The sequence below is a fragment of the Achromobacter sp. GbtcB20 genome (assembly GCF_019091095.1).
In the GTDB taxonomy this organism is placed as follows: domain Bacteria; phylum Pseudomonadota; class Gammaproteobacteria; order Burkholderiales; family Burkholderiaceae_B; genus Achromobacter; species Achromobacter mucicolens.
Map to the genome: position 1 here is coordinate 105,353 of NZ_JAGXJZ010000009.1, position 23,687 is coordinate 129,039.

Genomic DNA, 23,687 nt, shown 5'->3' on the forward strand with positions numbered 1-23,687 from the left:
CGTTTTGACCGAATTTGTCGTCAATCCTTTAACTGGACGTCGCTGGACGTAAACCGTGCCATTACCCATCGCTTTTCGTTCGCTCATGGTGTTTCTGTTCGACCTGTTGGCGGCCCTCGTCGCCTGGGTGGGGGGCTTTCTACTGCGCTTCAACTTCGAATGGCCGGTGGGTTACGGCAACCAGATGCTGTTCGGCCTGCCGCTGCTGCTGATCGTGCACGCGATCGCTTGCCGTTGGGCCGGTCTTTATCGCGGCATATGGCTCTTCGCCAGCCTGCCCGACCTGAAGCGCGTCCTGAAGGCCGTGGCGGTCTCGGCGATCGCGCTGCTGATCGTCGCCAACCTGGTTCCCCCCTCGTTTTCGATTCCCCGCTCGCTGTTCCTGCTGTACCCGCTGCTGCTGCTCCTGTTCATGGGCGGCGGCCGGGCGGCGTGGCGGATGTGGAAGGAGCACCGGCTGTACGGCGGCCTGATCGCCCAAGGCAAACCCGTGGTGCTGGTGGGGGCGGGCATGCGCGCCGCTTCGCTGGTGCGCGAGCTTGAACGCAGCCCGGACTGGCAGGTCGTCGCGCTGGTCGACGACAACCCCAAGAAGTGGGGCCGGGAACTGGGCGGCTATCCCGTCGTGGGATCGCTGGATCGCCTGCCCAGCGTGTTGCAGGAATTCAAGGCGCGGCACATCATCCTGGCCATGCCGGGCGCGTCGGCCGACGTCAAGCGCCGCGTGACGGAGTTGGCCGTGCATTCGGGCGCGCAGGTCTTCGTGCTGCCCGAGGTGGACGACCTGATGAGCGGACGCGTCGCCATCAGCCAGATGCGGCCTGTCGAGATCGAGGATCTGCTGGGCCGCGACCCGGTGCAGATCGACTCGGCCCACGTCAGCACCCTGTTGCGGGGCACCACCGTGCTCGTGACCGGGGCCGGCGGGTCGATCGGCAGCGAGCTTTGCCATCAGCTCGTGCGCTTTGCGCCGGCGCGCGTCGTGCTGGTCGAAACGAGCGAATACGCGCTCTACAAGATCGAACAATGGTTTTCCACGCATTGGCCGGGCGTCAGCCTGGTCACGCTGGCGGGCGACGTGAAGGACGCCGACCGCATGGACGAGATCTTTGCGCGCTACCGGCCGCAGGTGATCTTCCACGCCGCCGCGTACAAGCATGTCCCCCTGATGGAGGTCGACAACGCGTGGCAGGCGGTGCGCAACAACGTGGGCGGCACGCTGGTCGTGGCCCAGTGCGCGCAGCGGCACAAGGCTGAACGCTTCGTCCTGATTTCCACCGACAAGGCGGTCAACCCCACCAATGTCATGGGCGCGACCAAGCGCCTGGCCGAGATGGTTTGCGAGGCCTTCCAGGCCGAAAAGGGCGGGACGCGCTTTGGCATCGTCCGATTCGGCAACGTGCTGGGCAGCACCGGCAGCGTCATCCCGAAATTCCATCAGCAGATCCAGCACGGCGGGCCGGTCACGGTCACGCATCCGGACATCACCCGCTATTTCATGTCCATTCCCGAAGCCGCGCAGCTGGTGTTGCAGGCGGCCGCCATGGGCGACGGGGGCGAGATCCACGTGCTGGACATGGGGTATCCGGTCAAGATCGTGGATTTGGCACGCAACATGATTCGCCTGTCGGGGTACGACGAAGAGCAGATCCGGATCGAGTTCACCGGGTTGCGGCCGGGCGAAAAGCTCTATGAAGAATTGCTGGCCGATTGCGAACAGACGCGGCCGACGCCGCATACCAAGTTGCGCATCGCCCGCTCGCGGCCCGTGCCGCCGGCGTTCCTGCGTGAATTGACCGAATGGCTCGAAAGCAGCAAAACCTACAGCGACGAAGTCGTGCGCGCCGGGTTGTTGCGATGGGTGCCGGAGTACACGCCCAAGGCGCATGAGGCCGGGTCCGGAGCGATGGCGGACGTTTCCGCGCGCACGGAGGCATCGTCATGATGGCCGTCACCGATACGCGTCGCGTGGGCGTGCTGGGCGCGACCAGCCTGGTGGGCGCCGCGCTGCTGAGCGAACTGAAGGCCCAATCATTCGCGCCCATCGCCTATTCCCGCCGGCGCGCCGCGTCCGCGGACGATGGCGTCCAGTGGCGCGCGCTTCCCGAGGCCGGCGGCAAGCCGGAATCGGTGTTTGGAGAACAAGACATTGCGGTATGGGTGTCGCTGGCGCCCATCTGGATCCTGCCGCAGTATTTCGACGCGCTGCGCGCCAGCGGGGCCAAGCGAATTGTCGCCCTGTCCTCGACCAGCCGGTTTACGAAGACGTCGTCTTCGGTGGAATCCGAACAGGCCCTGGCGCGCAAGCTGATCGACGCCGAGGCCGCGCTGATCGCCTGGGCCGAAGCGGCCGGCGTCGAGTACGTGATCCTGCGTCCGACCCTGATCTACGGGGGCGAGCACGACGGCAATATTTCCGAAATTGCCCGTTTCATCCGCCGGTTCGGCATGTTCCCGGTGTTTGGCGCCGCGCGCGGGCTGAGGCAGCCCGTCAAGGCCGCCGATATCGCGGCGGCAAGCGTTGCGGCCGTCACCGCGCCGGCGGCGGCCAATCAGGCGTACAACCTGTCGGGCGGCGAAACCCTGCAATACCGGCAGATGGTGGCCCGGGTGTTCGCGGCGATGGGCAAGCGCCCGCGCATCCTGACCGTGCCGCTGGGCATCTTCAAGCTTGCGCTGGCCGGCGTGCGCCTCGTGCCGCGCTATAGGCACTGGTCGGTCGGCATGGCCGAACGCATGAACGAAGACCTCGTGTTCGCGCATGACGACGCTCAGCGCGACCTGGGCTATCGGCCGTCAAAGTTCGAACCCTAGGCAAGGCACCGGGCGCGCATGGATCCGGCGGTTTGTTGTAAATTGCCGGAATTCTCGGGATTTTCCATTGCCTTTCAATTGGTCCAAGCAACCGTGATCGACGCTTGCACACGGCCTGAACCATTGCATTCTTCTTGATGCCCACTCGCATTCTCATTGTCCGCACGTCTTCCCTGGGCGACCTCGTCCACATGCTGCCGGCGATCACGGATATCGCCCGGCATGTGCCGGACGCGCAGATCGACTGGGTCGTCGAGGAAGCGTTTGCCGAGATCCCGACGTGGCATCCCGCCGTCAACGAAGTCATCAAGGTCGCGCACCGGCGCTGGCGTAAGTCGTGGTGGTCCGCCCAGGTGCGGGCCGAGCGCCGCGCGCTGCGCGAGCGCCTGCGCGCAGTGCGCTACGACATCGTCCTGGACATGCAAGCCCTCTTGAAATCGGCCTGGCTGGTGCGCCAGACGCAGGGCGTCAAGCACGGGCTGGACTGGCGGTCGGCGCGCGAACCACTGGCCTCGCTGTTCTACAACGTGCGTCATCGCGTCGAGTTCTGGCAGCCCGCCGTGATCCGGCAGCGCAAGCTGGCAGGCCTGACGTTCGGCTACCAGCACGCCGGCCTGCCGGATTTTGGGCTGCAATCCTTTGCGCGCCAGGCCACGCAGGCACCCGAGCCGGTCGTGGAAGTGGGCAGCGGCGGCCTGAACGCCGCCGAGCTGCCCCGGCTGCATCACCTGGACACGGACCGCGGCTATGCGGTGATCATGCCGTCGGCCAGCCGCGACGACAAGCTGTGGCCCGAAGAGGACTGGCGCGTGGTGTTTCGCCGCCTGCGCGAGGCCGGCTGCACGCTCAAGCTGCTGGCGGGCAACGAACAGGAAGCCGAACGCGCCCAGCTGCTGGTGGCCGGCATGGAAGGGGCCGAGGTGATGCCCCGCATGGACCTGACCGCGGTGGCCAAGCTGCTTGCCGGCGCGCGCCTGATGGTGGGGCTGGACAGCGGCCTCACGCATCTGTCGGCCGCGCTGGGCCGTCCCACGATCGGCATCTACCGCGCATCCACGCCGGTGCGCACCCCGCTGGTCGGATCCAACTACACCGCCAGCCTGGGCGACCGCGGCGCCTCGCCGTCGCGTGAGGCCGTCATGGCCTCGGTCGAGCAGGCGCTCGCCGCGCAGTGACATGAACCGCGGCGTTTACACGCTCGCGCTGCGGACCCTGGCGCCGCTGATCTGGCTGTGGATGGCCCGCCGGGCCAAACGCGCAGGCGGGCGCTGGGAAATCTTTTCACCCGAGCGTTTCGGCCGCCTCGAGCCCGCCTCGCAGTCACCGGACAACCCCGTCTGGGTGCATGCCGTCAGCCTGGGCGAGACACGGGCCGCGCTGCCGCTCTTGAACGCGTTGCTGGCGCAAGGCCTGCCTGTGTTGCTGACGCACACGACGGCGACGGGCCGCGCCGAGGGCGAGCGCCTCTTCAAGGACGCAATCGCCCAGGGACAGCTGCGCCAAGCCTGGCTTCCCTACGATTTTCCCGGCGCGACCCGCCGCTTCATGGCGGCGCACCGTCCGCGCTGCGGTCTGCTGATGGAGCGCGAGATCTGGCCGAATCTGCTGGCAGCGGCCCGGCAGGCCAAGGTGCCCATGGCGCTCGTCAGCGCGCGCTATTCCGCGTCGTCGCTACGGCAGGCGCGCCGGATGGGCAGCGTGATGCGCGAGGCGCTGGCCGGTCTGGATAAAGTACTGGCGCAGACGGCGGAAGATGCCGGCCGGCTGGCGCAGGCTGGGGCGCCTGCGGCCGAGATCACCGGCAATCTCAAGTTTGACCTTGTGCTGCCTGCCGCGCAGGTCGAGGCAGGACACGCCTGGCGCGCGCAACTGGGACGTTCCGTGGTGGCCGTGGCCAGCACGCGCGAGGGCGAAGACGCCCCGTTCATCGCGGCAATCAAGCGCCACGCGGCCGCGCCCGGCGCGCCGCTCTTTCTGTTGATTCCGCGGCATCCGCAGCGGTTTGACGAAGCGGCGGGGCTGCTGTCGAACGCGAAAGTGACGTTCGAACGGCGCTCGGCGGGCGGGACCGCGTCGCCGGATACGGCCGTGCTGCTGGGCGACACGCTGGGCGAAATGGCTTTTTATTACGCGGCGTCGGATGTGGCGATCGTGGCGGGCAGCTTTGCGCCGCTGGGCGGCCAGAACCTGATCGAAGCCTGCGCGGCGGGCGTGCCGGTGATCGTCGGGCCGCATACGTTCAATTTCAAGCAGGCGGCCGAGGATGCCATCGAGGCCGGCGCGGCGCGCCGCGCGGCGGATCCGACGCAAGCGGTGGACGCCGCGATGGCGCTGCTAAGCGATACGGCCGGCAGGCGGCAGGCGAGCAAGGCGGCCAGGGCCTGGTTCGACCAGCACGCCGGCGCGACGGCGCGCACGATGGCCGCGCTGGCGCCCTGGCTGGGCGAGCCGGCCGCGCGCCGGTAAGGCGCTCGTCAAGGCACTAGTTAAGGCGTTTTGCGCGGCGTCAGCGTCACGGCGCCGGGGTTCAATTCCTGGCTGAACCGCCGCGCATCCCGGCCCTCGTCCTCGGGCCGGGCGCCCAGCCAGCCCTGTCCCAGCGCAAAGACGCCCAGGTTCGCAAGCAGGATCAGGATGAAGAGCACGCGCATGCCGGACCTTCGTCAGAAAGAGGTGTTCAACGTGGCGCGCGCCACGGCGGCCAGCCCGTCCAGGACGGGATGGTCCAGGTAGACGGGAACGGGCGTCGCGCCAAACGCGCCGCCCGCATCGGCCAGCAGGCGTTCGATTTCTTGATGCACTTCGGGCCAGCCGCCGCCGGCCGCGTAGATCTGCGGCGTCTGGCCGTATCGCTGGCGGCCCGCCAGCCATTGGCGCACGACGGCGCCGGCCTGGGCAGCGGCAATGCCCGAGGCGATGGCCTCGTGCGTGTCCGTGGGGTAGGGCACGACCTGGCCGTTGGCGATGGGCAGGTTGGCCGTGCCGTGTGCAAGCGAGGTGCGCATCATGGCCGGGCCCGGCAGGATCAGGCCGCCCGCGAAGACGTTGTCCGGTCCGACGGTGTCGATGGTGGTGGCGGTGCCGAAGCTGGCCAGCACGAAAGGCGGATGCGTGCCCGGCAGGCGCGAGAGCACGCCGAGCAGCGACGCCCAGCGGTCGGCGCCCAGCTGGGTGGGGGTGCGATAACTGTTGACCAGACCCAGCGTCGTCGCTTGCGACAGCGACCATGTGACCACGCAGCCGTGTTTGTTCAGGATGTCCGCGATGGCGTCGCCGCGGGCCGCGCCGGCCACGTTCACGCCCAACGCGCGCAGCGGCGGCCGCGGCAGGGCGGCCAGCCAGTCATCCAGCGCGTTCAGGTCCAGGCCGTCGAAGGCGACGGCCGCGGGCTCGCGCGGCATGTCCGGATTGCTGGCGTCCAGCCAACCCACTTTGAGTCGGCTGTTGCCGGAGTCGATGAGAATAATCATGCTTGGCGTCGAATCGAAATTTCACCGACCGAGATCGGTGTGGCGCCCTCGGGCGTTTGCACCAGCAGGCGGCCTTGATCGTCCACGCCACAGGCGGTGCCGCTTAGAAGAATAGCGCCCTTGTCCAGCACGTTCACCTTGCGGCCCGCCAGGGCGTCCACCTGGTCGAAACGCTGCCGGAATACGCCGAAGCCTTCGCGTTCGAGCGTGCGGACCGCCTCGTGCCAGGCCGTGGCGCTGGCGCAGACCAGGTCGGCGGCCGCAGCCGCGTGCGCGGCGCCGGCCTGCACTTGGGTCCAGTCCGCGACCTCGCGGCCCAGGGCAAGCGACAGCTCGGCCGCATCGATAAGGTTCACGCCCATGCCGATCACCACGGTGTATCCGGCGTCGCGGCCGCCCGGATTGCGGGTGGTTTCCACCAGGATGCCGGCCAGCTTGGCGTCGTGCCATTGGACGTCGTTGGGCCATTTCATGCACAGGCCGCGCGGCTCGGGCCCGGCGACGGTGCGCAGCGCCTCGCAGGCGGCCACGCCGGCCAGCGGCGATAACGCGGCCAGTTGCGTGGCCGGCAGGTGCACGTCGAATGCGCACGAGAACATCAGCGTGGAGCCCGAGCGGTTCTGCCACGGGCGGCCGGCTCGGCCCCGGCCGGTCTCCTGCAGATGCGTGCCCAGCAGCCAGGGCTTGCCCGCGCCGGCGCCCGTGCGCGCGCGCGCAAGCAGGTCGGCATTGGTCGATCCGGTGCTGCGGGTCCAGGCAATGTCCTGGAAGGCGGGCAGGCGGTCCGCGAGCGTCCGGGCAAGCGATTCCGGGGCGGGCAGGTCGATGGGGCAAACGGGGGCGGGCATGGCCGCGATTGTAGGGCACGCGGGCCGCGCTCGCGGCTGCGGGGCCCCAGCGTTTATGATTGGCGATACATTTTGCATCGGTACCCCGACGACATGCCGCATTCCGCATTGCTTGCGACCGCCGCCGCGCCTTTTCGCTACGAAGGCGGGGTTTGCCACGTGGGCGGCGACTGGAGCGTCCTGGCGCTGGCCGAGTCGGGCGAGGTCGAACGCAGGCGCGCGGCCCTCGCGCAGGCGGCCAAGGACGGCGCCCGTTGGGACATGCACAGCATCCATCGGCTGGACACCATCGGCGCGCTGATCATCTGGCAGGCCTGGGGCGAGAAGCTGCCCGAGCGCGTGCGCTGGGGCGCCGGGCAGCAGGATGTCTTCAACACGCTGGCGATGAACAAGGGCGAGACGCCCGCGGCGGCGCCCAAGCCCGAGACATGGTCGTGGGTACGCGCCACCGGCGGCGCGGTCCTGCAGGCCGCCGAAAACGGCAAGGCGCTGCTCATCATGCTGGGCCAGCTCGTGCTGGATGTCGGCGCGATGCTGCGCCGGCCCTGGCTGGGCCCGTGGCGCGAGATCTCCGCGCAGGTGTACCGGACAGGCGCGCAGGCGCTGGGCATCACCGCGCTGGTGGGCTTTCTGATCGGCGTGGTGCTGTCTTACCTGTCGGCCCAGCAGCTACAGATGTTCGGCGCCGACCGCTTCATCGTGCGCCTCCTGGGGGTCTCCATCGTGCGAGAGCTGGGACCGGTGCTTGCGGCGATCCTCGTGGCCGGCCGGTCGGGATCCGCGATTACGGCGCAGATCGGGGTGATGCGCGTGACGCAGGAACTGGACGCGATGCTGGTGATGGGCATTTCGCACGGCCAGCGCCTCATCCTGCCGCGCGTGGTGGCGCTGGCGGTCACGATGCCGCTGCTGGTGCTGTGGACCAGCGCCATGGCGCTCCTGGGCGGCATGCTGGCGGCGATGGCGCAGCTGGGCGTGTCCGCGCAGTGGTTTTTGCAATCGCTGCCCGATGCAATCTCGCTGACCAATTACTGGATCGGCATGCTCAAGGGCGTGACCTTCGGCATCCTGATCGCGCTCATTGCCTGCCACTTCGGCCTGCGCATCCAGCCCAACACCGAAAGCCTGGGACGCGGTACCACGACATCCGTGGTTACGTCGATCACGGGCGTGATTTTGCTGGATGCGGTGTACGCGGTCATCTTCAGCAGGGTGGGCATCTGATGAATAGCGCTGCGCAACACCGGCTGTTTACCGAAGAGGGCGTCACCGTCGAGCCGGTCATCACCGTGCGCGGCCTTCGCACGGCCTTCGGCGATCACGTGGTGCACGAGAACCTGGACCTGACGGTGTTTCCGGGAGAAATCCTGGTGCTGGTGGGCGGCTCGGGCACGGGCAAGACGGTGCTGCTGCGGCAGATCATCGGGCTGGACGTGCCGGCAGCGGGCACCGTGAAGGTGCTGGGGCATACGCTTTCGGAACTGTCTCCGGGCGAACGCCGGCGCCTGTCATACCGCTGGGGCATGCTGTTCCAGGCGGGCGCGCTTTTCTCGGCGCTGTCGGTGTTCGACAACGTGGCGCTGCCGCTGCGCGAACTGCGCACGGTGCCCGAAGACCTGGTGCGCGACGTGGTCATGTGCCGGCTTGCGATGGTGGGCCTGTCGTCGCGCGATGCGGACAAGCGCCCCTCGGACCTGTCCGGCGGCATGGTCAAGCGCGTGGCGCTGGCGCGCGCGCTGTCGCTGGACCCGGAATTGCTGTTCCTGGACGAACCCACGGCGGGGCTCGATCCGCTGCGGTCCGACGAATTCGTCGACCTGGTGCGCAGTTTGCACCGGCAGCTTGGCTTTACCGTCGTCATGGTGACGCACGACCTGGACACGCTGCTGGCGCTGGCCACGCGCGTGGCCGTGCTGGCCGAGAAACGGGTGATCATTTGCGACACGGTGCCTGAAGTCCTGAAGTTCGATCACCCGTTCATTCATACATTCTTCCTGGGCGAGCGCGGCTTGCGCGCGCTGGGAGATTTGGCACCGAAGGGAATGCACCATGGAAAACCGTAGTCATGCGCTCATGGCCGGTATCTTCACGCTGGTCCTGCTGGCTGCCGCGACGCTGACGGCCATCTGGATCGGCCGCGACCGGACGCAATTGCAGCCATACGAAATCATTTCGGCCACGGCCGTCACCGGCCTGAATCCGCAATCGGCCGTGCGCTATCAGGGCGTGCCCGTGGGCCGCGTGCAGTCGCTGGCGCTCAATCCCGACAAGCCGGGGCAGGTGCGCATCCGGATTGGCGTGGCCCCCAACACGCCGATCACCGAATCGACCTGGGCCGAACTGGGCGTGCAGGGCGTGACCGGCATGGCCAACGTGGACCTGCGCGATGACGGCTCGTCGCTCAAGCGCCTGACGTCCACCGCCGAGCATCCGGCCGCCATTCCGCTGCGTCCGGGCTTTCTGGACCGTATCGAAAAGCGCGGCGACAAGCTGATTTCCAACGTCGAGGTGGCGACGGAGCAATTGAAGCGCGTGCTGAGCGAACAGAACGTGCAGGCCCTCACGGCCAGCCTGCAGAACGCCACCGACATCTCGCAGTCCCTCAAGGACGCCACCCGTGATCTGGCGCCCACACTGGCCAAGCTTGGTCCGCTGATGGATTCCTTGAACACCACCTCGCGCCAGGCCGACCGCGCCGCGCGCGAGATCGGCGACCTGGCCCAGCAGGCCCGCCAGTCGCTCGCGCGATTGAACGCGCCCGACGGCCCGCTGGCCGTCGCGACCCGCAGCCTGAACGACATCGCGCTGGCCGCCGCGCGGCTCGATGGCGAGACCTTGCCGGCCTTCACCACCATGGCCAACGATGTCAGCACGGCCGCACGGGGCGCCACCACCACCTTGCGCCGTGTGGACAGCACGCCGCAATCGTTCCTGTTCGGTCCCGCGCCCATTGCGCCGGGACCCGGCGAGCCCGGCTTTGCCGGATTCCGGAGATAGATCCCATGAAGATGCGCAGCGCCATTCTGATCCTGACCCTGGCCCTGGCCGGTTGCGGCATCGGCCGCGTGGACGCGCCGCCCCAGTTGTTCGACCTGGGGCTGGACGCGCGGCCGGTGCCTGCGTTGCCGGCGCGCGATCCGATCGCGCTGTCGTTCCAGGCCGCGCCGGGGCTGTCCGACACCGGCATGATCTGGCGCGTGGGCGACAGCGCCGCGCCCCGGTCGTACGCCACCTATCGCTGGGCGGCGTCGCCCGCCGAGCTGGTGCGCCAGCGCATCACCGATCGCCTGTCACGCCAGGGCGCGGTGCTGGGCGACCGCGTCACCTTGCAGACGCCGCAATTGCAGGTGTCGCTGGCGCAGTTCGAGCAGGTGTTCACTGAAGACGGCCAGTCGAGCCAGGGACGCCTGCTGCTGCAAGCCGTGTTGCTGAACGGGCGCGAGGTCGTGGGCCAGAAGCGCATCATGGTGGCCGCGCCCGCGCCCACGCAGGATGCCGCAGGCGGCGTGGCCGCGCTGCGCCAGGCCACCGACGAGGCCAGCGACCAGCTGGCGCAATGGCTGGCGGCGACGCTGCGACCGCCTGCCGCCGCCCGCGGAAAGTGAGCTCGGGCTCGCGCTTGCGCGCGCCGTTGACGGTTGACCCGGATTTCGCCGCGCGGGCCGGGCGGTTAACATCGTTCCTTTTTCCGCACGTTGAGTCCCGCCATGTCCGCACGCACTGAAACCCACGCTTTCGTCGGCGCCGCCGGCCGTATCGATTGCGCCATCGACTGGCCCGCCGACGCGCCGCGCGGCTGGGCGCTGGTGCTGCATCCGCATCCGCTGCAGGGCGGCGCACGCGAGAACAAGGTGGTCACGACCCTGTCGCGCGCCTGCGTGCAGCACGGCCTGGTGGCGGTGCGTCCCAACTTCCGCGGTGTCGGCCACTCCGAAGGCGTGTTCGACAAATCCGTCGGCGAAACCGAAGACATGCTGGCCGTCGTGGCGCAGATGCGCGAGCTGCACCCCGAGCTGGCGCAGGCGCCGTGGGTGCTGGCGGGATTCTCGTTTGGCACGGCGGTCGCCGCGCAGACCTACGCCGCGCTGGCCGAGCAGGGCGACGCCGTTCTGCCGTCGGCGCTGATGCTGATGGGGCCGGCGGTCAACCGCTTCCAATCGCACGAAGTGCAGGTGCCCGACGACACGCTGTTGGTGCATGGCGAAGAAGACGAGGTGGTGCCGTTGTCCGAAGCCATGGACTGGGCGCGGCCGCGCTCGATTCCGGTCGTGGTGGTGCCGGGCGCCTCGCATTTCTTCCATGGCAAGCTGCTCGTGCTGCGTCAGCTGGTGCAGGCCCGCCTGAAGGTCGCGCTGGACTGAAACGGGCCTTGCCGCCGCGGCAGGTTGCATCAGGTTGCATGTTTTAGGCGCGCAGGGAACCCTGCGCGGCCGGGATGGGTCTGATCGACTGCCTATAATTGTCAGCCACTTGCCCCGCGCCGGCGGGCGTCATTCCTGGACCCACGTTGCCGATGAAGAAATTGCCTCACTCCGCTCAATCCCCCGTTGTCTTTACCCGCCGCCTGATCTCGGGCGCCGTGTTGTCAGCGATGCTGGCGGCCTCACTGCCGGCGTGGGCGCAGCAGGCGCCAGCCGCACCCGCCGCCGCGCCGGCCGCGACGGCCCCGGCGCCGTCGCCCTCGGGTGCAGTGCCTGTTGGCGACGTGTCGGCCGTCCCGGCTCCCACCATCGCGGCCAAGGCCTGGATCGTCATCGATGTGAACAGCGGCCAGACGCTGGCCGCATCCAACCCCGACATGAAGGTCGAGCCGGCCTCGCTCACCAAGATCATGACGGCCTACGTCGTGTTCAACGCGCTGGACGAAAAGCGCCTGACGCTGGAGCAGACCGTGCCGGTGTCCGAGCACGCGTGGCGCACGGGCGGCTCGCGCATGTTCATCGAGCCGCGCAAGCCGGTCACGGTGGACGAACTGAACCAGGGCATGATCGTGCAATCGGGCAACGACGCCTCCGTGGCGCTGGCCGAAGCCGTGGGCGGCAGCGAATCCGCCTTTGCCGCGCTGATGAACCAGGAGGCCGAGCGCCTGGGCATGAAGAACACGCACTTCATGAACGCCACGGGCCTGCCCAATCCCCAGCACGTGACGTCCACGCGCGATCTGGCCACGCTGTCCGCGCACCTCATCACGGATCACCCGGACTTCTTCCACTACTACAAGCAGAAGAGCTACACCTACAACAAGATCACGCAGCCCAACCGCAATCGCCTGTTGTGGGCCGACCCCTCGGTCGATGGCATGAAGACCGGCCATACCGACTCGGCCGGCTACTGCCTGGTCTCCACGGCCATGCGCGGCGACCGCCGCATCCTGGTGGTCGTGGTGGGCACCGACAGCGAAGCGACCCGCGCCGAAGAAAGCCTGAAGCTCCTGAACTGGAGCTTCCAGAACTTCGACACGGTCAAGCTGTTCGACAAGAGCCAGCCCGGCATCGACGCCCGTGTCTGGGAAGGCACCGCCGAAAACGTCAAGCTGGGTCCGCCCAATCCGGTGTCCATCGCCGTGCCGCGCGGCAAGGCCGGCGACTTGAAGCCGGTTGCCCAGCGCACCGATCCGCTGATCGCGCCGCTGGCCAAGGGTCAGCAGGTCGGCACGCTGCAGTTCACGCTGGACGGCAAGGTGCTGCGCACCGAACCGCTGGTGGTGCAGGACGCCGTCGAGCGCGCCGGCTTCTTCGGCCGCATGGTCGACACCGTCAAGCGCTGGTTCCAGTAAATCGGCGCACCGCGGCCAGGGCCGCGGGTGTAAGCTAGCAGCGGGCGTTTCGTGCGCGAAACGCCCGTTTTGCATTCTTCGGGGGCGGGCCGCGCGGCTCGTCCCTGTTCCATTTCAAATTCAGGAGTGCCTCATGATTCCGGGCGTGCCGGGCGAAAGCCAGGTGTATCTCAACGGTGAATTCCTGCGCATGGACGAGGCCAAGGTCTCCGTCCTGGACCGCGGCTTCATTTTCGGCGACGGCATTTACGAAGTCGTCCCCGTGTACCAGGGCAATGCGTTTCGCATGGCCGAACACCTTGACCGTCTTGACCGCAGCCTGGCCGCCTTGCGCATCGCGCAGCCGTTCGACCGCAGCGGGTGGATCAACCTGATCGAGCAGTTGCTGGACCGCTCCAATCTGGACACCTGCATCGTCTATCTGCAGGTGACGCGTGGCGTGGCCAAGCGCGACCATCCGTTCCCGTCGCCGGCCGTCACCCCCACGGTGTTCGGCATGATCGCGGCCTGGTCGCCCCCGACGGCCGCGCAACGCGCACAGGGCCTGTCCGCCATCAGCATCCCCGACGAACGCTGGCTGCACTGCGAGATCAAGTCCGTGTCCCTGTTGGGCAACGTGCTGGCCAAGCAGCAGGCCGTGGATGCGCAGGTGGACGAAGTCCTGCAGTTCCGCGACGGCTACCTGACCGAAGGCGCGTCCACCAATATCTGGGTCGTGTCCGGCGGAAAGCTGCTGGCCCCGCCCAAGAACAACCTGATCCTCGAAGGCATCCGCTACGGCCTGATGGGTGAACTGGCCGCCGAGGCCGGCATCCCGTTCGAGTCCCGCCGGATCTCGCAAGCCGAGGTGGAGCAGGCCGACGAGCTGATGCTGTCGTCCGCCACCAAGGAAGTGCTGGCCATCGTTTCGCTGGACGGCAAACCGGTCGGATCGGGCAAGCCCGGCCCTGTTTTTGAGCAATTGCGTGCGGGTTATGATGCCCGCATCGCCGCGCTGTAGTCCCGGCGCGGGGCGGCCCGCTTGCGATACCTGCGGGTCGGCCGCCCGCCCCGGCGGCGCCCGCCGGCACTTGCCGGCGCGCCGCTTGCCCCCATATAAGAACATTCAGGGGCAACTCTTTTTAGGCACATCATGCACATTCCGCCCGAAGATTCGTTGATCGAATATCCCAGCGACTTTCCCATCAAGGTCATGGGCAAGCACCATCCCGACTTTGCGCAGACGCTGACCGAGGTCGTATTGCAGTTCGATCCGGCATTCGACGCCGCGACCGTCGAAATGCGGCCCAGCAAGGGCGGCAACTATCTTGGCCTGACCTTCACCGTGCGCGCGACCTCGCGCGAGCAGCTCGACGCGCTGTACCGGGCGCTGCATGGCCATCCCATGGTGTCCATCGTCCTGTAAGGCAAGACCGCTGTGATCAAGTGGCTCGCGCGGCCGGTGGATTACCTGCCGGTCTGGCAGGACATGCAGGCGTACACCAGTCAGCGCGACGCCGGCACGCCAGATGAAATCTGGCTGTGCGAGCACACGCCGGTCTACACGCTGGGCCAGGCGGGCCGGCCGGAGCACGTGCTCAACCCCGGCAACATTCCCATCGTGCATTGCGACCGCGGCGGTCAGGTGACCTATCACGGCCCCGGGCAGGTCATGGCCTACGCGCTCTTTGACCTGCGCCGCGCCGACATGTACGTCAAGGAATACGTGGCGCTGCTGGAATCGGCCGTCATCGACACGCTCGCGCAGTTGGGCGTGGGCGGGGCCTGTCGCAAGCCCGGTGCGCCGGGCGTCTATGTGCCGCATCCCGAAGGCGGTGAGCTGGCCAAGATCGCGGCGCTGGGCATCAAGATCCGCAACGGCCGCGCCTACCATGGCGTGTCGCTGAACGTCGAGATGGATCTGGCGCCGTTCCTGGGCATCAACCCCTGTGGCTACGAAGGCTTGCGCACCGTCGACATGGCGGCCTGTGGCGTGCGGCGCACGCCCACCGAGACGGGCGACGCGCTGGCGCAGAACCTGGCGCTCGCCTGGCATCGCCGAAGGAACACGAATTGAAGACCTACACCGCGGCCGAGGTCGCTGCCACCACGCCCGAACAGCTTGCCCGGCTGCGCGAATCCGGGCCGCCCGAGGAATATGCCGCATGGATCCGCGCCGCCGCCGACCTGGGGCTGACCGAGGCGCAGACGATCTACGGGCAGATGCTGCTGGACGGCGTGGGCGTCGAACGCCAACCCGCCGAGGGACTGTCGTGGTTCAAGCGCGCGGCGCACGCCGATCACCCCATGGCCATCAACATGGTGGGGCGCTGCTATGAAAACGGCTGGGGCGTCGCGGCCGACGATACGGTCGCGGCGTACTGGTTCCGGCGTGCGGCGGACGCGGGCCTGGATTGGGGCATGTACAACTACGCGCACATGCTGCGCACGGGCCGCGGCGGCGTCACGCAGAATCAGGCGGCGGCGCTGGCGCTTTACCAGCAGGCCGCGCAGGCCGGTCACGTGAAGTCGATTGGCGTGGTGGGCCGCTATCACGAAGCGGGCGACGTAGTCCCGCAAGACCTGGAACGCGCGTTCGATTGCTATCGGCGCTGCGCCGAGGGCGGCGATTTCCGGGGCATGTTCCACCTGGGCCGCATGCTGCTGTTGCAGGGCCGCAAGGAAGACGCCGTGGCGTGGCTTGTGCGCGTTCCCGAAACCGCCACGCAGGCGTTCCTGAAGGAAGCCAACGGCATGCTGCAGGACTGCGGCTTTCCCGCCCTGTACGAGGTCGCGGACTGACGCGGATCAGGTGCTGAGCCGCAGGTCCAGCACCACATCGATCATGTCGCGCTGGCCCGCGCCGCGCTCGCCCTCCAGCCGGTCCAACAGCAACTGACCGGCCCGCCGGCCCAATTCGGCGGCGTCCACGCCCAGCGTGGTCAGGCCCTGCACCCACTGCACGGCGCTGCCGTCATCCGAAAACCCCAGCACGGCCAGATCCTGCGGCACCTGCAGGTCGCGGTTGTGCGCTTCCGACACGGCGGCGGCCGCCAGCAGGTCGGACGTGCAGAACACCGCATCGAAGATCGTGTTGGTGGCCAGCAAGCGCAGAAAAGCCATGCGGCCGTCGTTCATGTGCTGGACCTCGGGCTGCACGATGTCGGCGACCCGTTCCAGGCCCAGCGCGGCGGCGCTGCCGACGAAGCCCTCGCGCCGGGCGCGCTCCCAGGGCGTGTCGGCGCTGATGCAGGCAACGCGCAAATGGCGCTTTTCGGCCAGGTGCCGCGCCGCCATGCGGCCGGCCTCGGCGTTGTCGATCGCCACCGCGCTGTCCAGCATCTGGGGCGAAAGGCTCCAGGTCTCGACGACCGGAATCTCCAGCGCGGCGAGCGTGGCGCGCAGTGCGGCGTTGTCCAGGGGACCGACGACGAGGGCGGCCGCTGGCTGCAGCGCCTCCAGCAGCGGCAGCGCCGCGGCGTCGTGCCAGGGCGCCGCCGCCAGGTAGTAGCCGGCGGGGGCCAGCCGCTCGCTGCACGCCTGGAGGGCACGGGCGGTCGGGCCGGCATCCAGACGGGCGGCAATCACGGCAATCGGGGCGGGCGAGGGCAGGCTGGGCATGGCAAAAGGCAGGAAATGCGTCAGGCCAGACGATAACCCAGGGCCGGCGGTCCCCGGGGGCGCGGGACGTTCCCGCGGCGGATTGGGCCGTGAGGGGTAAAATGCCTGTTTTCTCCCAGACCCGGCCGCTTTTGCGCGCCGGTCACGAAGGTGTCCCATGTCCACGCTCGCCGAGTCTCCTGTGCCCTCGAACGAATCCGCCGCCGCGCCTGCCGAGGCGGTCTACGATCCGACGCAAAAGCAGAAATCGCAGGCCAAGACGGCGCGCATTCCCATCAAGATCATTCCGGCCGAGCGCCTGAAGAAGCCCGAATGGATCCGCGTGAAGGCCGCCGCGCCCGGTTCGCGCTTCTACGACATCAAGCGCATCCTGCGCGAGCACAACCTGCACACGGTCTGTGAAGAGGCCTCGTGCCCGAACATCGGCGAATGCTTCGGCAAGGGCACCGCCACCTTCATGATCATGGGCGACAAGTGCACGCGCCGCTGCCCGTTCTGTGATGTGGGCCACGGCCGGCCCGATCCGCTGGACACCAAGGAACCCGAAAACCTGGCGCGCACCATCGCCGCCATGAAGCTGTCGTACGTGGTGATCACCTCGGTCGACCGCGACGACCTGCGCGATGGGGGCGCGGGCCACTTCGTGGACTGCATCACGCATATCCGCGAACTGTCGCCCACCACCCGCATCGAGGTGCTGGTGCCCGACTTCCGCGGCCGCCTGGACCGCGCGCTGACCATCCTGAACGCCGGTCCCCCGGACGTCATGAACCACAACCTGGAAACCGTGCCGCGTCTGTACAAGCAGGCGCGTCCGGGCTCGGACTACATGCACTCGCTGAAGTTGCTGGCCGAGTTCAAGAAGCTGCATCCGGAAGTGCCCACCAAATCGGGCCTGATGCTGGGCCTGGGCGAGACCGACGAGGAAATCCTGCAGGTGATGCGCGACATGCGCGAGCACAACGTGGACATGATCACGATCGGCCAGTACCTGCAGCCGTCCGAACACCACCTGCCGGTGCTGCGCTATGTGCACCCCGATACGTTCGCGATGTTCGAGCGCGAAGCGTACGCGATGGGGTTCTCGCATGCGGCGGTTGGCGCGATGGTGCGGTCTTCGTACCACGCCGACGAGCAGGCGCACGCGGCTGGCGTGAACTGATCGCCGGATCGGTCTGGGCGTGGCCTTGCGTGGCCGCGCCCGCTACGCCTGCGAAAAAAACTTCTCCACGCCGCAGGCCACGAGCGCATCCAGGCTCTCATCTACATACGCGGTCCAGTCGGCTGGCGCAAAGCCGGTTGCCAACATCAAGGCCGTCGTGTCCAGCCGTGAGTTGCGCGGCCGCGCGGCGTCTGCCGCATAGTCCGCCGACGCCACGGCGGCAATCTGCTCAGGTTTCAGCATTAGATTGACGCCCCGCTTGCGGGCGCCCGCGACAAGGTACTGCGCGTACGCATGCCAGCTTGTGGCGCCTGCAGCCGCGACGTGATAAAGCCCCGACGGCAGCGTCCGAGCCTGATGCAGGGCGATGCAGCGCACCGTGGTTTGCGCGATCAGCGAAGCGGGCGTCGGCGTGCCGTGCTGGTCCGCCACGACATGTAGCGAGGCACGCGTGCGGGCCAGGTTCAGGATCGTGCGAAAGAAATTGCGCCCGTGCAGCGAATGGATCCAGCTGCAGCGCAGCACCAGCGCCTGGCAACCGCTCGCCGCAATGGCGCGTTCTCCGGCCAGTTTGGTGGCGCCATACACATTGATGGGATTGGGCGCGTCGGCTTCGGTGTAGGGCCGCGCAAGCGCGCCGTCAAAGACGTAATCCGTGGAGTAGTGAACCAGCAGCGCGCCGCTGGCCGCGGCGTGCCGTGCCAGCGTGGACACCGCCACCGCGTTCACCTGGGCGGCTGCTTCGGGTTCGCGCTCGGCCTGGTCGACCGCGGTCCATGCGACCGCGTTGACGATGATGTCCGGGCGATGCGCGTGCAGCACCGCGGTAATGGCCCCCTGGTCGCGCAGGTCCAGGGCATCCCGGCCCAGCGTCGTCAGATCGCCCGCCGCCGGCAGGACGGCCTGCAGCGCACGGCCCAGCTGGCCGTCCTTGCCCAATAACAGGATGCTTGGCATGAGGGCGGGCTCCGGAAGGCGCGAGGACAGGTCAGCGGCGCGCCTGCGCGCCGGCCCAGAAGGTGTCCTGCTGACCAAGATGCCGGTTGACGTAGCGAGCCAGCACGAACATCAGGTCCGAGAGCCGGTTCAGGTATTGCCTGACCGGCGCGTTGACGGCCTCGACGCCCGCCAGCGCCACCACGGCGCGTTCGGCGCGCCGGGCCACCGTGCGGGCCATGTGCGCCAGCGCCGCGGGCCGGGAACCGCCAGGCAGGATGAATTCACGCAGCGGCGGCAGCGCCGCGTTGTAATGCGCCAGGCGCGCATCCAGGTGGGCCACCTGTTCGTCCTTGACCGCCACATGGCCGGGGATGCACAGCTCCGCGCCCATGTCGAGCAGGTCGTGCTGGATGGTGAGCAGGTCGGCGGCCACGTCCTCGGGCAGGGTTTCGGTCAGCAGCAGGCCGATGACGCTGTTCAGCTCGTCCACGTCGCCCAGGGCGGCGATGCGGGGGGCGTCCTTGGGGATCCGGGATCCGTCCCCCAGTCCAGTGGTGCCATCGTCACCGGTGCGGGTGGCAATGACGGATAAGCGGTTGGCCATGGTGATGTGATTCGGTGTGGTGAGAAGCGGGTGGTGAAAGAGGTAAGCGGCTTGCGTCCGACGGTAAGCGCGCCCGCCGCGAAGAGGGGCTGTCAGCAAACAACCGTCAGGATTGTTGCGCACTGGCAGCGGAACTGTTGCATTCGCGCAGTATCCTAGCACTGTAAAAAGCGGCAAGACCGCCTCGGCATCTTGCCCGCTCGGACCGCATAGGGAGGTTTCATATGGGTTTTAACCGCAAATACACAACGCCCATGGCCGTTGCCACCGCAATGGCCGTCGTCTCGCTGGCCACGCCCCTGGCGTTCGCGCAGCAGGCCGACGCCACGGGCGAGGTGCGGCGCGTGGACGCCGCTGCGGGCAAGGTCACGATCAAGCACGATGCCATCAAGGCGCTGGACCTGCCGGCGATGTCGCTGGTCTATCAGGCCGATCCGGCGTTGCTGGCCAATATCAAGGCGGGCGACAAGGTGCGCTTCACCGCCACGCGCAAGGACGGCAAGTACGTGGTGACGGCGATCTCGAACTGATGCCGGCCTAATGAAAAACCCCGCCGCAATCGCTTGCGGCGGGGTTTTTTTGCGTCCGGTTGCGCCGGGGGCGGGATCAGAGCACGTAACGCGCCAGGTCCTGGCTGCTGGCGGCTTCGGCCAGCTGCGCGTTGACGTAGGCGGCGTCGATCCTGACGTGCCTGTCCTGGCTGGAGGTCGCATCGAAGGACAGCTCGTCGAGCAGCTTTTCCATCACCGTGTACAGACGGCGGGCGCCGATGTTTTCGGTGGTTTCGTTGACCTCGAAGGCCAGCTCCGCCAGGCGGCGCACGCCTTCGTCGGTGAATTCGAGCTCGACGTCCTCGGTGGCCATCAGCGCCGTGTACTGCTTGGTCAGCGACGCATCCGTGTCGGACAGGATGCGCACGAAGTCTTCGGCGGTGAGCGATTCGAGTTCGACGCGGATCGGGAACCGGCCTTGCAGCTCGGGGATCAGGTCCGACGGGCGCGACAGGTGAAAGGCGCCCGACGCGATGAACAGGATGTGATCGGTGCGGACCATGCCATAGCGCGTGTTGACGGTGGTGCCTTCAACCAGCGGCAGCAGGTCGCGCTGCACGCCCTGGCGCGAGACATCGGCGCCGCCGGATTCCTGGCGGGCGGCAATCTTGTCGATCTCGTCCAGGAAGACGATGCCGTTCTGCTCGACGTTGGTGATCGCCACGCTGCGCAGGTCTTCTTCGTTGACGCGCTTGGCGGCTTCTTCGTCGACGATGAGCTTGAAGGCTTCGCGCACCTTCATCTTCTTGGGCTTTTTCTTGTCGCGCGCCATGCCCGCGAACATGCCGCGCAGCTGCTCGGCCATTTCTTCCATGCCCGGGGGCGTCATGACGTCCATTTGCGGCACGGTCTGGGCGACTTCGATCTCGATCTCCAGATCGTCGATCAGCCCTTCGCGCAGGCGCTTCCTGAAGGTCTGGCGGGCGCTGTTGTCTTCGCCGCGCTGCGGTTCGCCCGAGGCGCCGCGGGGCGGAGGCACCAGCGCGTCCAGGATGCGGTCTTCGGCGGCGTCCTCGGCCTGGGTGCGCACGCGGCGCATTTCCAGCTCGCGGGTCTGCTTGATGGAGTATTCGGTCAGGTCGCGGATGATGGTGTCCACGTCGCGGCCCACGTAGCCGACCTCGGTGAATTTGGTGGCTTCGATCTTGATGAACGGCGCGTTGGCCAGCTTGGCCAGGCGGCGCGCGATCTCGGTCTTGCCGACGCCGGTCGGGCCGATCATCAGGATGTTCTTGGGATGGATCTCGTGGCGCAGGGGCTCGGCGACCTGCTGGCGGCGCCAGCGGTTGCGCAGCGCCACGGCGACGGCGCGCTTGGCGCGGTTCTGGCCGACGATGTACTTGTCGAGTTCGGAGACGATCTCTCCGGGCGTCATGTTGGATGCGGACATGAGGGCGGATCCTTGATGCTAGGGCGGGCTGGGAGGGCGCCGCGGCGCAGGCTGCGCCGCGTGGCGGGCGTCAGTCGCCCAGCGTTTCGATGACGTGGTTCTGGTTGGTGTAGATGCACAGGTCGCCGGCGATCTCGAGCGATTGCTTGATGATCGTCTCGGGCGGCAGGTCGGTGTTGCGCAGCAGCGCGAGGGCGGCCGACTGGGCGTACGCGCCGCCGGAGCCGATGGCGGCCAGGCCGTGCTCGGGTTCCAGGACGTCGCCATTGCCGGTGAGCACCAGCGTGTGCTCGGCGTCAGCCACGATCAGCATGGCTTCCAGACGGCGCAGGACGCGGTCGGTGCGCCAGTCGCGGGTCAGTTCGACCGCGGCGCGCATCAGGTTGCCCTGGTGCTTTTCAAGCTTGGCCTCGAAGCGTTCCTGCAGCGTGAACGCATCGGCGGTGGCGCCGGCAAAGCCAGCGAGGATCTTGTCGTGATAGAGGCGGCGGATCTTGCGGGCAGTGCCCTTGATGACGATGTTGCCCAGGGTGACCTGGCCATCGCCGCCCAGCGCGACGCGGTTGCCGCGGCGCACACACACGATGGTGGTGGCGTGAAATTGTTCCATGCGTTCCTTCCTATGAAAAAGTTAGCTGGGGGCGGTCGCGGGGATATCAAGGTCTGGGGACTTCATGCGCCCCGGGGACGATAAAAAAGGCCATGCGCGGAAACCGGCATGGCCTTTCAGGGGACGGAGCGAATGCGGGACGGGTCAGTCGCCGTACAGCTTTTGACGCATCTCGCGGCGTTCCTGCGCTTCGAGCGACAGGGTGGCCGTGGGGCGGGCGAGCAGGCGCGGGATGCCGATGGGCTCGCCCGTTTCTTCGCACCAGCCGTATTCGCCGCTGTCGATGCGGGCGATGGATTGCTGCACCTTCTTGAGCAGCTTGCGCTCGCGGTCGCGGGTGCGCAGTTCCAGGGCGTGCTCTTCCTCGATGGTGGCGCGGTCGGCGGGATCGGGCACGAATTGCGTTTCACGCAGGTGCTCGGTGGTCTCGCCGGCGTTGGCCAGAATGTCCTGCTCGAGTTGTTTGAGCCGTTCCTTGAAGAACGCCAATTGGCGGTCGTTCATATAGTCGGACTCGGGCATGGCCAGCATTTCCTTCTCGCTGGGCAGATCAATCGCCGTATCGCTCGTCGACTTGCTTGATTTTTTGGTTGCTGCCTTGGTAGCCATGTAAACACTCCACTATGAATCGATCCTGGCGCGGGCGTCCGTCCCGGTCCGTGTTACTTGTTGCCTACGCTATCCGTACCTCACAGTACTGCCTTCGTCGCATCGCGTCACGCAGGAATGGGGATTACCCCGCCAGGCACTGCTCCAAGCCCCGGGTAAAAATCTCCTGGGGCAGCTTACGTCCGATGAACACCATCTTGGTGGACGGTTTTTCGGCCGCGGTCCACGGCTTGCCGGGTTCGGCGCCCATCATCATGTGCACACCCTGGAACAACATGCGGCGGTTGATGCCCTTCATGTACAGGATGCCCTTGTAGCGCATCAGGTCGGGGCCATAGACCTGCACGACGCCGCCCAGGAATTCCTCAAGGCGCGCGGGATCGAACGGCTTGTTGGAACGGAACACGAACGCGCCGATTTCGTCGTCGTGCTTGGGATGGTGATGATGGGCATGATTGCAGTGCGCGCCGCATTCGCCGTCGTGGTCATGATCGTGATCGTGGTCATGGCCGTGGCCGTGATCATGGTCGTGATCGTGCCCGTGGGCGTGGTCGTGCGCGGCGTCCGGATGCTCATCGGCCAGAAACTCCGGGTCGATGTCCAGAATGGAATTCAGGTTGAAGCCGCTGATGTCGATGATGGACTTGAGGTCGACGTCGCCGAAGTTGACGGCGGTGATCGGCGCGCGCGGGTTCATGTGAACCAGGCGGTGGCGCAGCGCTTCGTAGTCGACTTCGTTGACCAGGTCTTTCTTCGAGATCAGGATGCGGTCGGCGAAACCGACCTGCTTCTGGGCTTCGGGTTGTGCGTCGAGCGTGGCCATGCCGTGCTTGGCATCGACCACCGTGACCACCGCGTCCAGGCGGTAGTACTCGGCGATGTCGTCATCCATGAAGAACGTCTGGCATACGGGGCCGGGGTTGGCCATGCCGGTGGTTTCGAGGATGACGCGTTCGAAATTCAGGTCGCCGGCTTCGCGCTTGGCGCGAAGGTCGGACAGCGTGCGCATCAAGTCGCCGCGCACCGTGCAGCAGACGCACCCGTTGGACAGTTCGATGATTTCTTCGTCGCTGTCCTGCACGAGCAGGTCGTTGTCGATGCTTTCCGGCCCGAATTCGTTTTCGATGACCGCGACGCGGCGGCCATGGAATTCGGTCAGGATGCGTTTGAGCAGGGTGGTCTTGCCCGCACCGAGGAAGCCGGTGAGGATGGTGACGGGAACCATTTTGTCCAAACTGCGCGGGGTATTCATGGCGAAGCTGCTAGCGTGATGTCAGGGGCGTGAAACACGGCGCCTGACGGGGTTTTCAGTCC

General features: G+C 67.3%; 26 protein-coding genes. 16 read left to right on the top strand and 10 right to left on the bottom strand.

Features of this window, described 5'->3' with window-relative positions:
- Nucleotides 1-85: 85 nt before the first annotated feature.
- The 4 genes from KVT32_RS14010 to KVT32_RS14025 all read left to right on the top strand — a co-directional run bounded on the left by KVT32_RS14010 (nucleotide 86) and on the right by KVT32_RS14025 (nucleotide 5,280).
- A complete protein-coding gene (locus KVT32_RS14010; RefSeq protein ID WP_217618412.1) occupies nucleotides 86-1,945 on the top strand; it encodes a nucleoside-diphosphate sugar epimerase/dehydratase in 1,860 nt (619 codons plus the stop codon).
- Nucleotides 1,942-2,814, top strand: coding sequence for an NAD-dependent epimerase/dehydratase family protein (locus tag KVT32_RS14015; RefSeq protein ID WP_217618384.1), 873 nt, complete (start codon nucleotides 1,942-1,944; stop codon nucleotides 2,812-2,814). The genes KVT32_RS14010 and KVT32_RS14015 overlap by 4 nt, the downstream gene beginning before the upstream one ends.
- Before the next feature lie 137 nt (nucleotides 2,815-2,951).
- Nucleotides 2,952-3,989, top strand: a complete 1,038-nt coding sequence (gene waaC / locus KVT32_RS14020) for a lipopolysaccharide heptosyltransferase I (protein WP_062838855.1) — start codon at nucleotides 2,952-2,954, stop codon at nucleotides 3,987-3,989.
- Nucleotide 3,990: 1 nt separating this feature from the next.
- Complete coding sequence (locus KVT32_RS14025; RefSeq protein WP_217618385.1) at nucleotides 3,991-5,280, top strand: 3-deoxy-D-manno-octulosonic acid transferase; 1,290 nt, start codon at nucleotides 3,991-3,993, stop codon at nucleotides 5,278-5,280.
- Between the two features lie 20 nt (nucleotides 5,281-5,300).
- On the opposite strand, the gene KVT32_RS14030 is transcribed toward KVT32_RS14025, so the two are convergent.
- From KVT32_RS14030 to KVT32_RS14040, 3 genes are read right to left on the bottom strand one after another with little or no spacing between them, the layout of a single operon-like run.
- Nucleotides 5,301-5,465, bottom strand: coding sequence for a hypothetical protein (locus KVT32_RS14030; protein WP_174245407.1), 165 nt, complete (start codon nucleotides 5,463-5,465; stop codon nucleotides 5,301-5,303).
- Between the two features lie 12 nt (nucleotides 5,466-5,477).
- Nucleotides 5,478-6,284 carry a type III pantothenate kinase gene (locus tag KVT32_RS14035; RefSeq protein WP_217618386.1) on the bottom strand — a complete coding sequence of 269 codons (807 nt, stop codon included), beginning with the start codon at nucleotides 6,282-6,284 and terminating at the stop codon, nucleotides 5,478-5,480.
- Nucleotides 6,281-7,132, bottom strand: a complete 852-nt coding sequence (locus KVT32_RS14040) for a biotin--[acetyl-CoA-carboxylase] ligase (RefSeq protein WP_217618387.1) — start codon at nucleotides 7,130-7,132, stop codon at nucleotides 6,281-6,283. Before KVT32_RS14040 ends, KVT32_RS14035 begins: the two co-directional genes overlap by 4 nt.
- A gap of 93 nt (nucleotides 7,133-7,225) precedes the next feature.
- Between KVT32_RS14040 and KVT32_RS14045 the strand changes: the two genes are divergently transcribed.
- The 10 genes from KVT32_RS14045 (at nucleotide 7,226) to KVT32_RS14090 (ending at nucleotide 15,689) form a co-directional block, all read left to right on the top strand.
- Nucleotides 7,226-8,356, top strand: coding sequence for an ABC transporter permease (locus KVT32_RS14045; RefSeq protein WP_217618388.1), 1,131 nt, complete (start codon nucleotides 7,226-7,228; stop codon nucleotides 8,354-8,356).
- Complete coding sequence (locus KVT32_RS14050) at nucleotides 8,356-9,195, top strand: ABC transporter ATP-binding protein (protein WP_056327212.1); 840 nt, start codon at nucleotides 8,356-8,358, stop codon at nucleotides 9,193-9,195. The genes KVT32_RS14045 and KVT32_RS14050 overlap by 1 nt, the downstream gene beginning before the upstream one ends.
- Nucleotides 9,182-10,129: an MlaD family protein gene (locus KVT32_RS14055; RefSeq protein WP_056327214.1), complete on the top strand. Its 948-nt coding sequence runs from the start codon at nucleotides 9,182-9,184 to the stop codon at nucleotides 10,127-10,129. The genes KVT32_RS14050 and KVT32_RS14055 overlap by 14 nt, the downstream gene beginning before the upstream one ends.
- A 5-nt stretch (nucleotides 10,130-10,134) precedes the next feature.
- Nucleotides 10,135-10,737 (top strand): ABC-type transport auxiliary lipoprotein family protein, encoded by a 603-nt coding sequence (locus KVT32_RS14060; protein WP_175156911.1) that lies wholly within the window; start codon nucleotides 10,135-10,137, stop codon nucleotides 10,735-10,737.
- Nucleotides 10,738-10,839: 102 nt separating this feature from the next.
- A complete protein-coding gene (locus KVT32_RS14065; protein WP_152382956.1) occupies nucleotides 10,840-11,493 on the top strand; it encodes an alpha/beta hydrolase in 654 nt (217 codons plus the stop codon).
- 152 nt (nucleotides 11,494-11,645) lie between these two features.
- Nucleotides 11,646-12,908, top strand: a complete 1,263-nt coding sequence (locus KVT32_RS14070; protein WP_217618389.1) for a D-alanyl-D-alanine carboxypeptidase family protein — start codon at nucleotides 11,646-11,648, stop codon at nucleotides 12,906-12,908.
- 133 nt (nucleotides 12,909-13,041) lie between these two features.
- Complete coding sequence (locus tag KVT32_RS14075; protein ID WP_056327224.1) at nucleotides 13,042-13,908, top strand: D-amino acid aminotransferase; 867 nt, start codon at nucleotides 13,042-13,044, stop codon at nucleotides 13,906-13,908.
- A 132-nt stretch (nucleotides 13,909-14,040) separates the two neighbouring features.
- Nucleotides 14,041-14,313 carry a YbeD family protein gene (locus KVT32_RS14080; RefSeq protein WP_056327226.1) on the top strand — a complete coding sequence of 91 codons (273 nt, stop codon included), beginning with the start codon at nucleotides 14,041-14,043 and terminating at the stop codon, nucleotides 14,311-14,313.
- 12 nt (nucleotides 14,314-14,325) lie between these two features.
- The gene (lipB, locus tag KVT32_RS14085) at nucleotides 14,326-14,964 is read left to right on the top strand and encodes a lipoyl(octanoyl) transferase LipB (protein WP_152382955.1); all 639 of its coding nucleotides are present in this window, start codon (nucleotides 14,326-14,328) and stop codon (nucleotides 14,962-14,964) included.
- Complete coding sequence (locus tag KVT32_RS14090) at nucleotides 14,961-15,689, top strand: tetratricopeptide repeat protein (protein ID WP_152382954.1); 729 nt, start codon at nucleotides 14,961-14,963, stop codon at nucleotides 15,687-15,689. The genes lipB and KVT32_RS14090 overlap by 4 nt, the downstream gene beginning before the upstream one ends.
- Before the next feature lie 6 nt (nucleotides 15,690-15,695).
- Here the strand turns inward: KVT32_RS14090 and KVT32_RS14095 are convergent, their stop codons facing one another.
- Entirely contained in the window at nucleotides 15,696-16,508 is an 813-nt protein-coding gene (locus KVT32_RS14095) for a LacI family DNA-binding transcriptional regulator (RefSeq protein ID WP_217618390.1), read from the bottom strand.
- Between the two features lie 157 nt (nucleotides 16,509-16,665).
- Between KVT32_RS14095 and lipA the strand changes: the two genes are divergently transcribed.
- Nucleotides 16,666-17,670 (top strand): lipoyl synthase, encoded by a 1,005-nt coding sequence (lipA, locus tag KVT32_RS14100; RefSeq protein ID WP_056327233.1) that lies wholly within the window; start codon nucleotides 16,666-16,668, stop codon nucleotides 17,668-17,670.
- A gap of 42 nt (nucleotides 17,671-17,712) precedes the next feature.
- On the opposite strand, the gene rfbD is transcribed toward lipA, so the two are convergent.
- Together rfbD and KVT32_RS14110 are read right to left on the bottom strand one after the other, a co-directional pair.
- Nucleotides 17,713-18,627: a dTDP-4-dehydrorhamnose reductase gene (rfbD, locus tag KVT32_RS14105; protein ID WP_217618391.1), complete on the bottom strand. Its 915-nt coding sequence runs from the start codon at nucleotides 18,625-18,627 to the stop codon at nucleotides 17,713-17,715.
- A 31-nt stretch (nucleotides 18,628-18,658) separates the two neighbouring features.
- On the bottom strand, nucleotides 18,659-19,213 hold the full coding sequence (locus KVT32_RS14110) for a cob(I)yrinic acid a,c-diamide adenosyltransferase (RefSeq protein WP_217618392.1): 555 nt from the start codon (nucleotides 19,211-19,213) through the stop codon (nucleotides 18,659-18,661).
- Nucleotides 19,214-19,437: 224 nt separating this feature from the next.
- Here KVT32_RS14110 and KVT32_RS14115 point away from each other — a divergent pair, with 224 nt between their 5' ends.
- A complete protein-coding gene (locus KVT32_RS14115) occupies nucleotides 19,438-19,743 on the top strand; it encodes a copper-binding protein (protein WP_056327239.1) in 306 nt (101 codons plus the stop codon).
- Between the two features lie 76 nt (nucleotides 19,744-19,819).
- Here KVT32_RS14115 and hslU read toward each other — a convergent pair whose 3' ends face one another.
- The 4 genes from hslU to KVT32_RS14135 form a co-directional block, all read right to left on the bottom strand.
- Complete coding sequence (gene hslU / locus KVT32_RS14120) at nucleotides 19,820-21,154, bottom strand: ATP-dependent protease ATPase subunit HslU (protein ID WP_056327241.1); 1,335 nt, start codon at nucleotides 21,152-21,154, stop codon at nucleotides 19,820-19,822.
- Nucleotides 21,155-21,224: 70 nt separating this feature from the next.
- The gene (gene hslV, locus KVT32_RS14125; RefSeq protein ID WP_056327243.1) at nucleotides 21,225-21,764 is read right to left on the bottom strand and encodes an ATP-dependent protease subunit HslV; all 540 of its coding nucleotides are present in this window, start codon (nucleotides 21,762-21,764) and stop codon (nucleotides 21,225-21,227) included.
- Between the two features lie 144 nt (nucleotides 21,765-21,908).
- Entirely contained in the window at nucleotides 21,909-22,373 is a 465-nt protein-coding gene (gene dksA / locus KVT32_RS14130) for an RNA polymerase-binding protein DksA (protein ID WP_152382951.1), read from the bottom strand.
- A 124-nt stretch (nucleotides 22,374-22,497) separates the two neighbouring features.
- Nucleotides 22,498-23,625, bottom strand: a complete 1,128-nt coding sequence (locus KVT32_RS14135) for a GTP-binding protein (RefSeq protein WP_062838868.1) — start codon at nucleotides 23,623-23,625, stop codon at nucleotides 22,498-22,500.
- Nucleotides 23,626-23,687: the final 62 nt, after the last annotated feature.

Excerpts from the sequence above, each read along its gene's own strand:
- KVT32_RS14010 (WP_217618412.1), top strand. The coding sequence starts at position 86 with ATGGTGTTTCTGTTCGACCTGTTGGCGGCCCTCGTCGCCTGGGTGGGG.
- KVT32_RS14015 (WP_217618384.1), top strand. The coding sequence starts at position 1,942 with ATGATGGCCGTCACCGATACGCGTCGCGTGGGCGTGCTGGGCGCGACC.
- waaC (WP_062838855.1), top strand. The coding sequence starts at position 2,952 with ATGCCCACTCGCATTCTCATTGTCCGCACGTCTTCCCTGGGCGACCTC.
- KVT32_RS14025 (WP_217618385.1), top strand. The coding sequence starts at position 3,991 with ATGAACCGCGGCGTTTACACGCTCGCGCTGCGGACCCTGGCGCCGCTG.
- KVT32_RS14030 (WP_174245407.1), bottom strand. The coding sequence starts at position 5,465 with ATGCGCGTGCTCTTCATCCTGATCCTGCTTGCGAACCTGGGCGTCTTT.
- KVT32_RS14035 (WP_217618386.1), bottom strand. The coding sequence starts at position 6,284 with ATGATTATTCTCATCGACTCCGGCAACAGCCGACTCAAAGTGGGTTGG.
- KVT32_RS14040 (WP_217618387.1), bottom strand. The coding sequence starts at position 7,132 with ATGCCCGCCCCCGTTTGCCCCATCGACCTGCCCGCCCCGGAATCGCTT.
- KVT32_RS14045 (WP_217618388.1), top strand. The coding sequence starts at position 7,226 with ATGCCGCATTCCGCATTGCTTGCGACCGCCGCCGCGCCTTTTCGCTAC.
- KVT32_RS14050 (WP_056327212.1), top strand. The coding sequence starts at position 8,356 with ATGAATAGCGCTGCGCAACACCGGCTGTTTACCGAAGAGGGCGTCACC.
- KVT32_RS14055 (WP_056327214.1), top strand. The coding sequence starts at position 9,182 with ATGGAAAACCGTAGTCATGCGCTCATGGCCGGTATCTTCACGCTGGTC.
- KVT32_RS14060 (WP_175156911.1), top strand. The coding sequence starts at position 10,135 with ATGAAGATGCGCAGCGCCATTCTGATCCTGACCCTGGCCCTGGCCGGT.
- KVT32_RS14065 (WP_152382956.1), top strand. The coding sequence starts at position 10,840 with ATGTCCGCACGCACTGAAACCCACGCTTTCGTCGGCGCCGCCGGCCGT.
- KVT32_RS14070 (WP_217618389.1), top strand. The coding sequence starts at position 11,646 with ATGAAGAAATTGCCTCACTCCGCTCAATCCCCCGTTGTCTTTACCCGC.
- KVT32_RS14075 (WP_056327224.1), top strand. The coding sequence starts at position 13,042 with ATGATTCCGGGCGTGCCGGGCGAAAGCCAGGTGTATCTCAACGGTGAA.
- KVT32_RS14080 (WP_056327226.1), top strand. The coding sequence starts at position 14,041 with ATGCACATTCCGCCCGAAGATTCGTTGATCGAATATCCCAGCGACTTT.
- KVT32_RS14095 (WP_217618390.1), bottom strand. The coding sequence starts at position 16,508 with ATGCCCAGCCTGCCCTCGCCCGCCCCGATTGCCGTGATTGCCGCCCGT.
- lipA (WP_056327233.1), top strand. The coding sequence starts at position 16,666 with ATGTCCACGCTCGCCGAGTCTCCTGTGCCCTCGAACGAATCCGCCGCC.
- rfbD (WP_217618391.1), bottom strand. The coding sequence starts at position 18,627 with ATGCCAAGCATCCTGTTATTGGGCAAGGACGGCCAGCTGGGCCGTGCG.
- KVT32_RS14110 (WP_217618392.1), bottom strand. The coding sequence starts at position 19,213 with ATGGCCAACCGCTTATCCGTCATTGCCACCCGCACCGGTGACGATGGC.
- KVT32_RS14115 (WP_056327239.1), top strand. The coding sequence starts at position 19,438 with ATGGGTTTTAACCGCAAATACACAACGCCCATGGCCGTTGCCACCGCA.
- hslU (WP_056327241.1), bottom strand. The coding sequence starts at position 21,154 with ATGTCCGCATCCAACATGACGCCCGGAGAGATCGTCTCCGAACTCGAC.
- hslV (WP_056327243.1), bottom strand. The coding sequence starts at position 21,764 with ATGGAACAATTTCACGCCACCACCATCGTGTGTGTGCGCCGCGGCAAC.
- dksA (WP_152382951.1), bottom strand. The coding sequence starts at position 22,373 with ATGGCTACCAAGGCAGCAACCAAAAAATCAAGCAAGTCGACGAGCGAT.
- KVT32_RS14135 (WP_062838868.1), bottom strand. The coding sequence starts at position 23,625 with ATGAATACCCCGCGCAGTTTGGACAAAATGGTTCCCGTCACCATCCTC.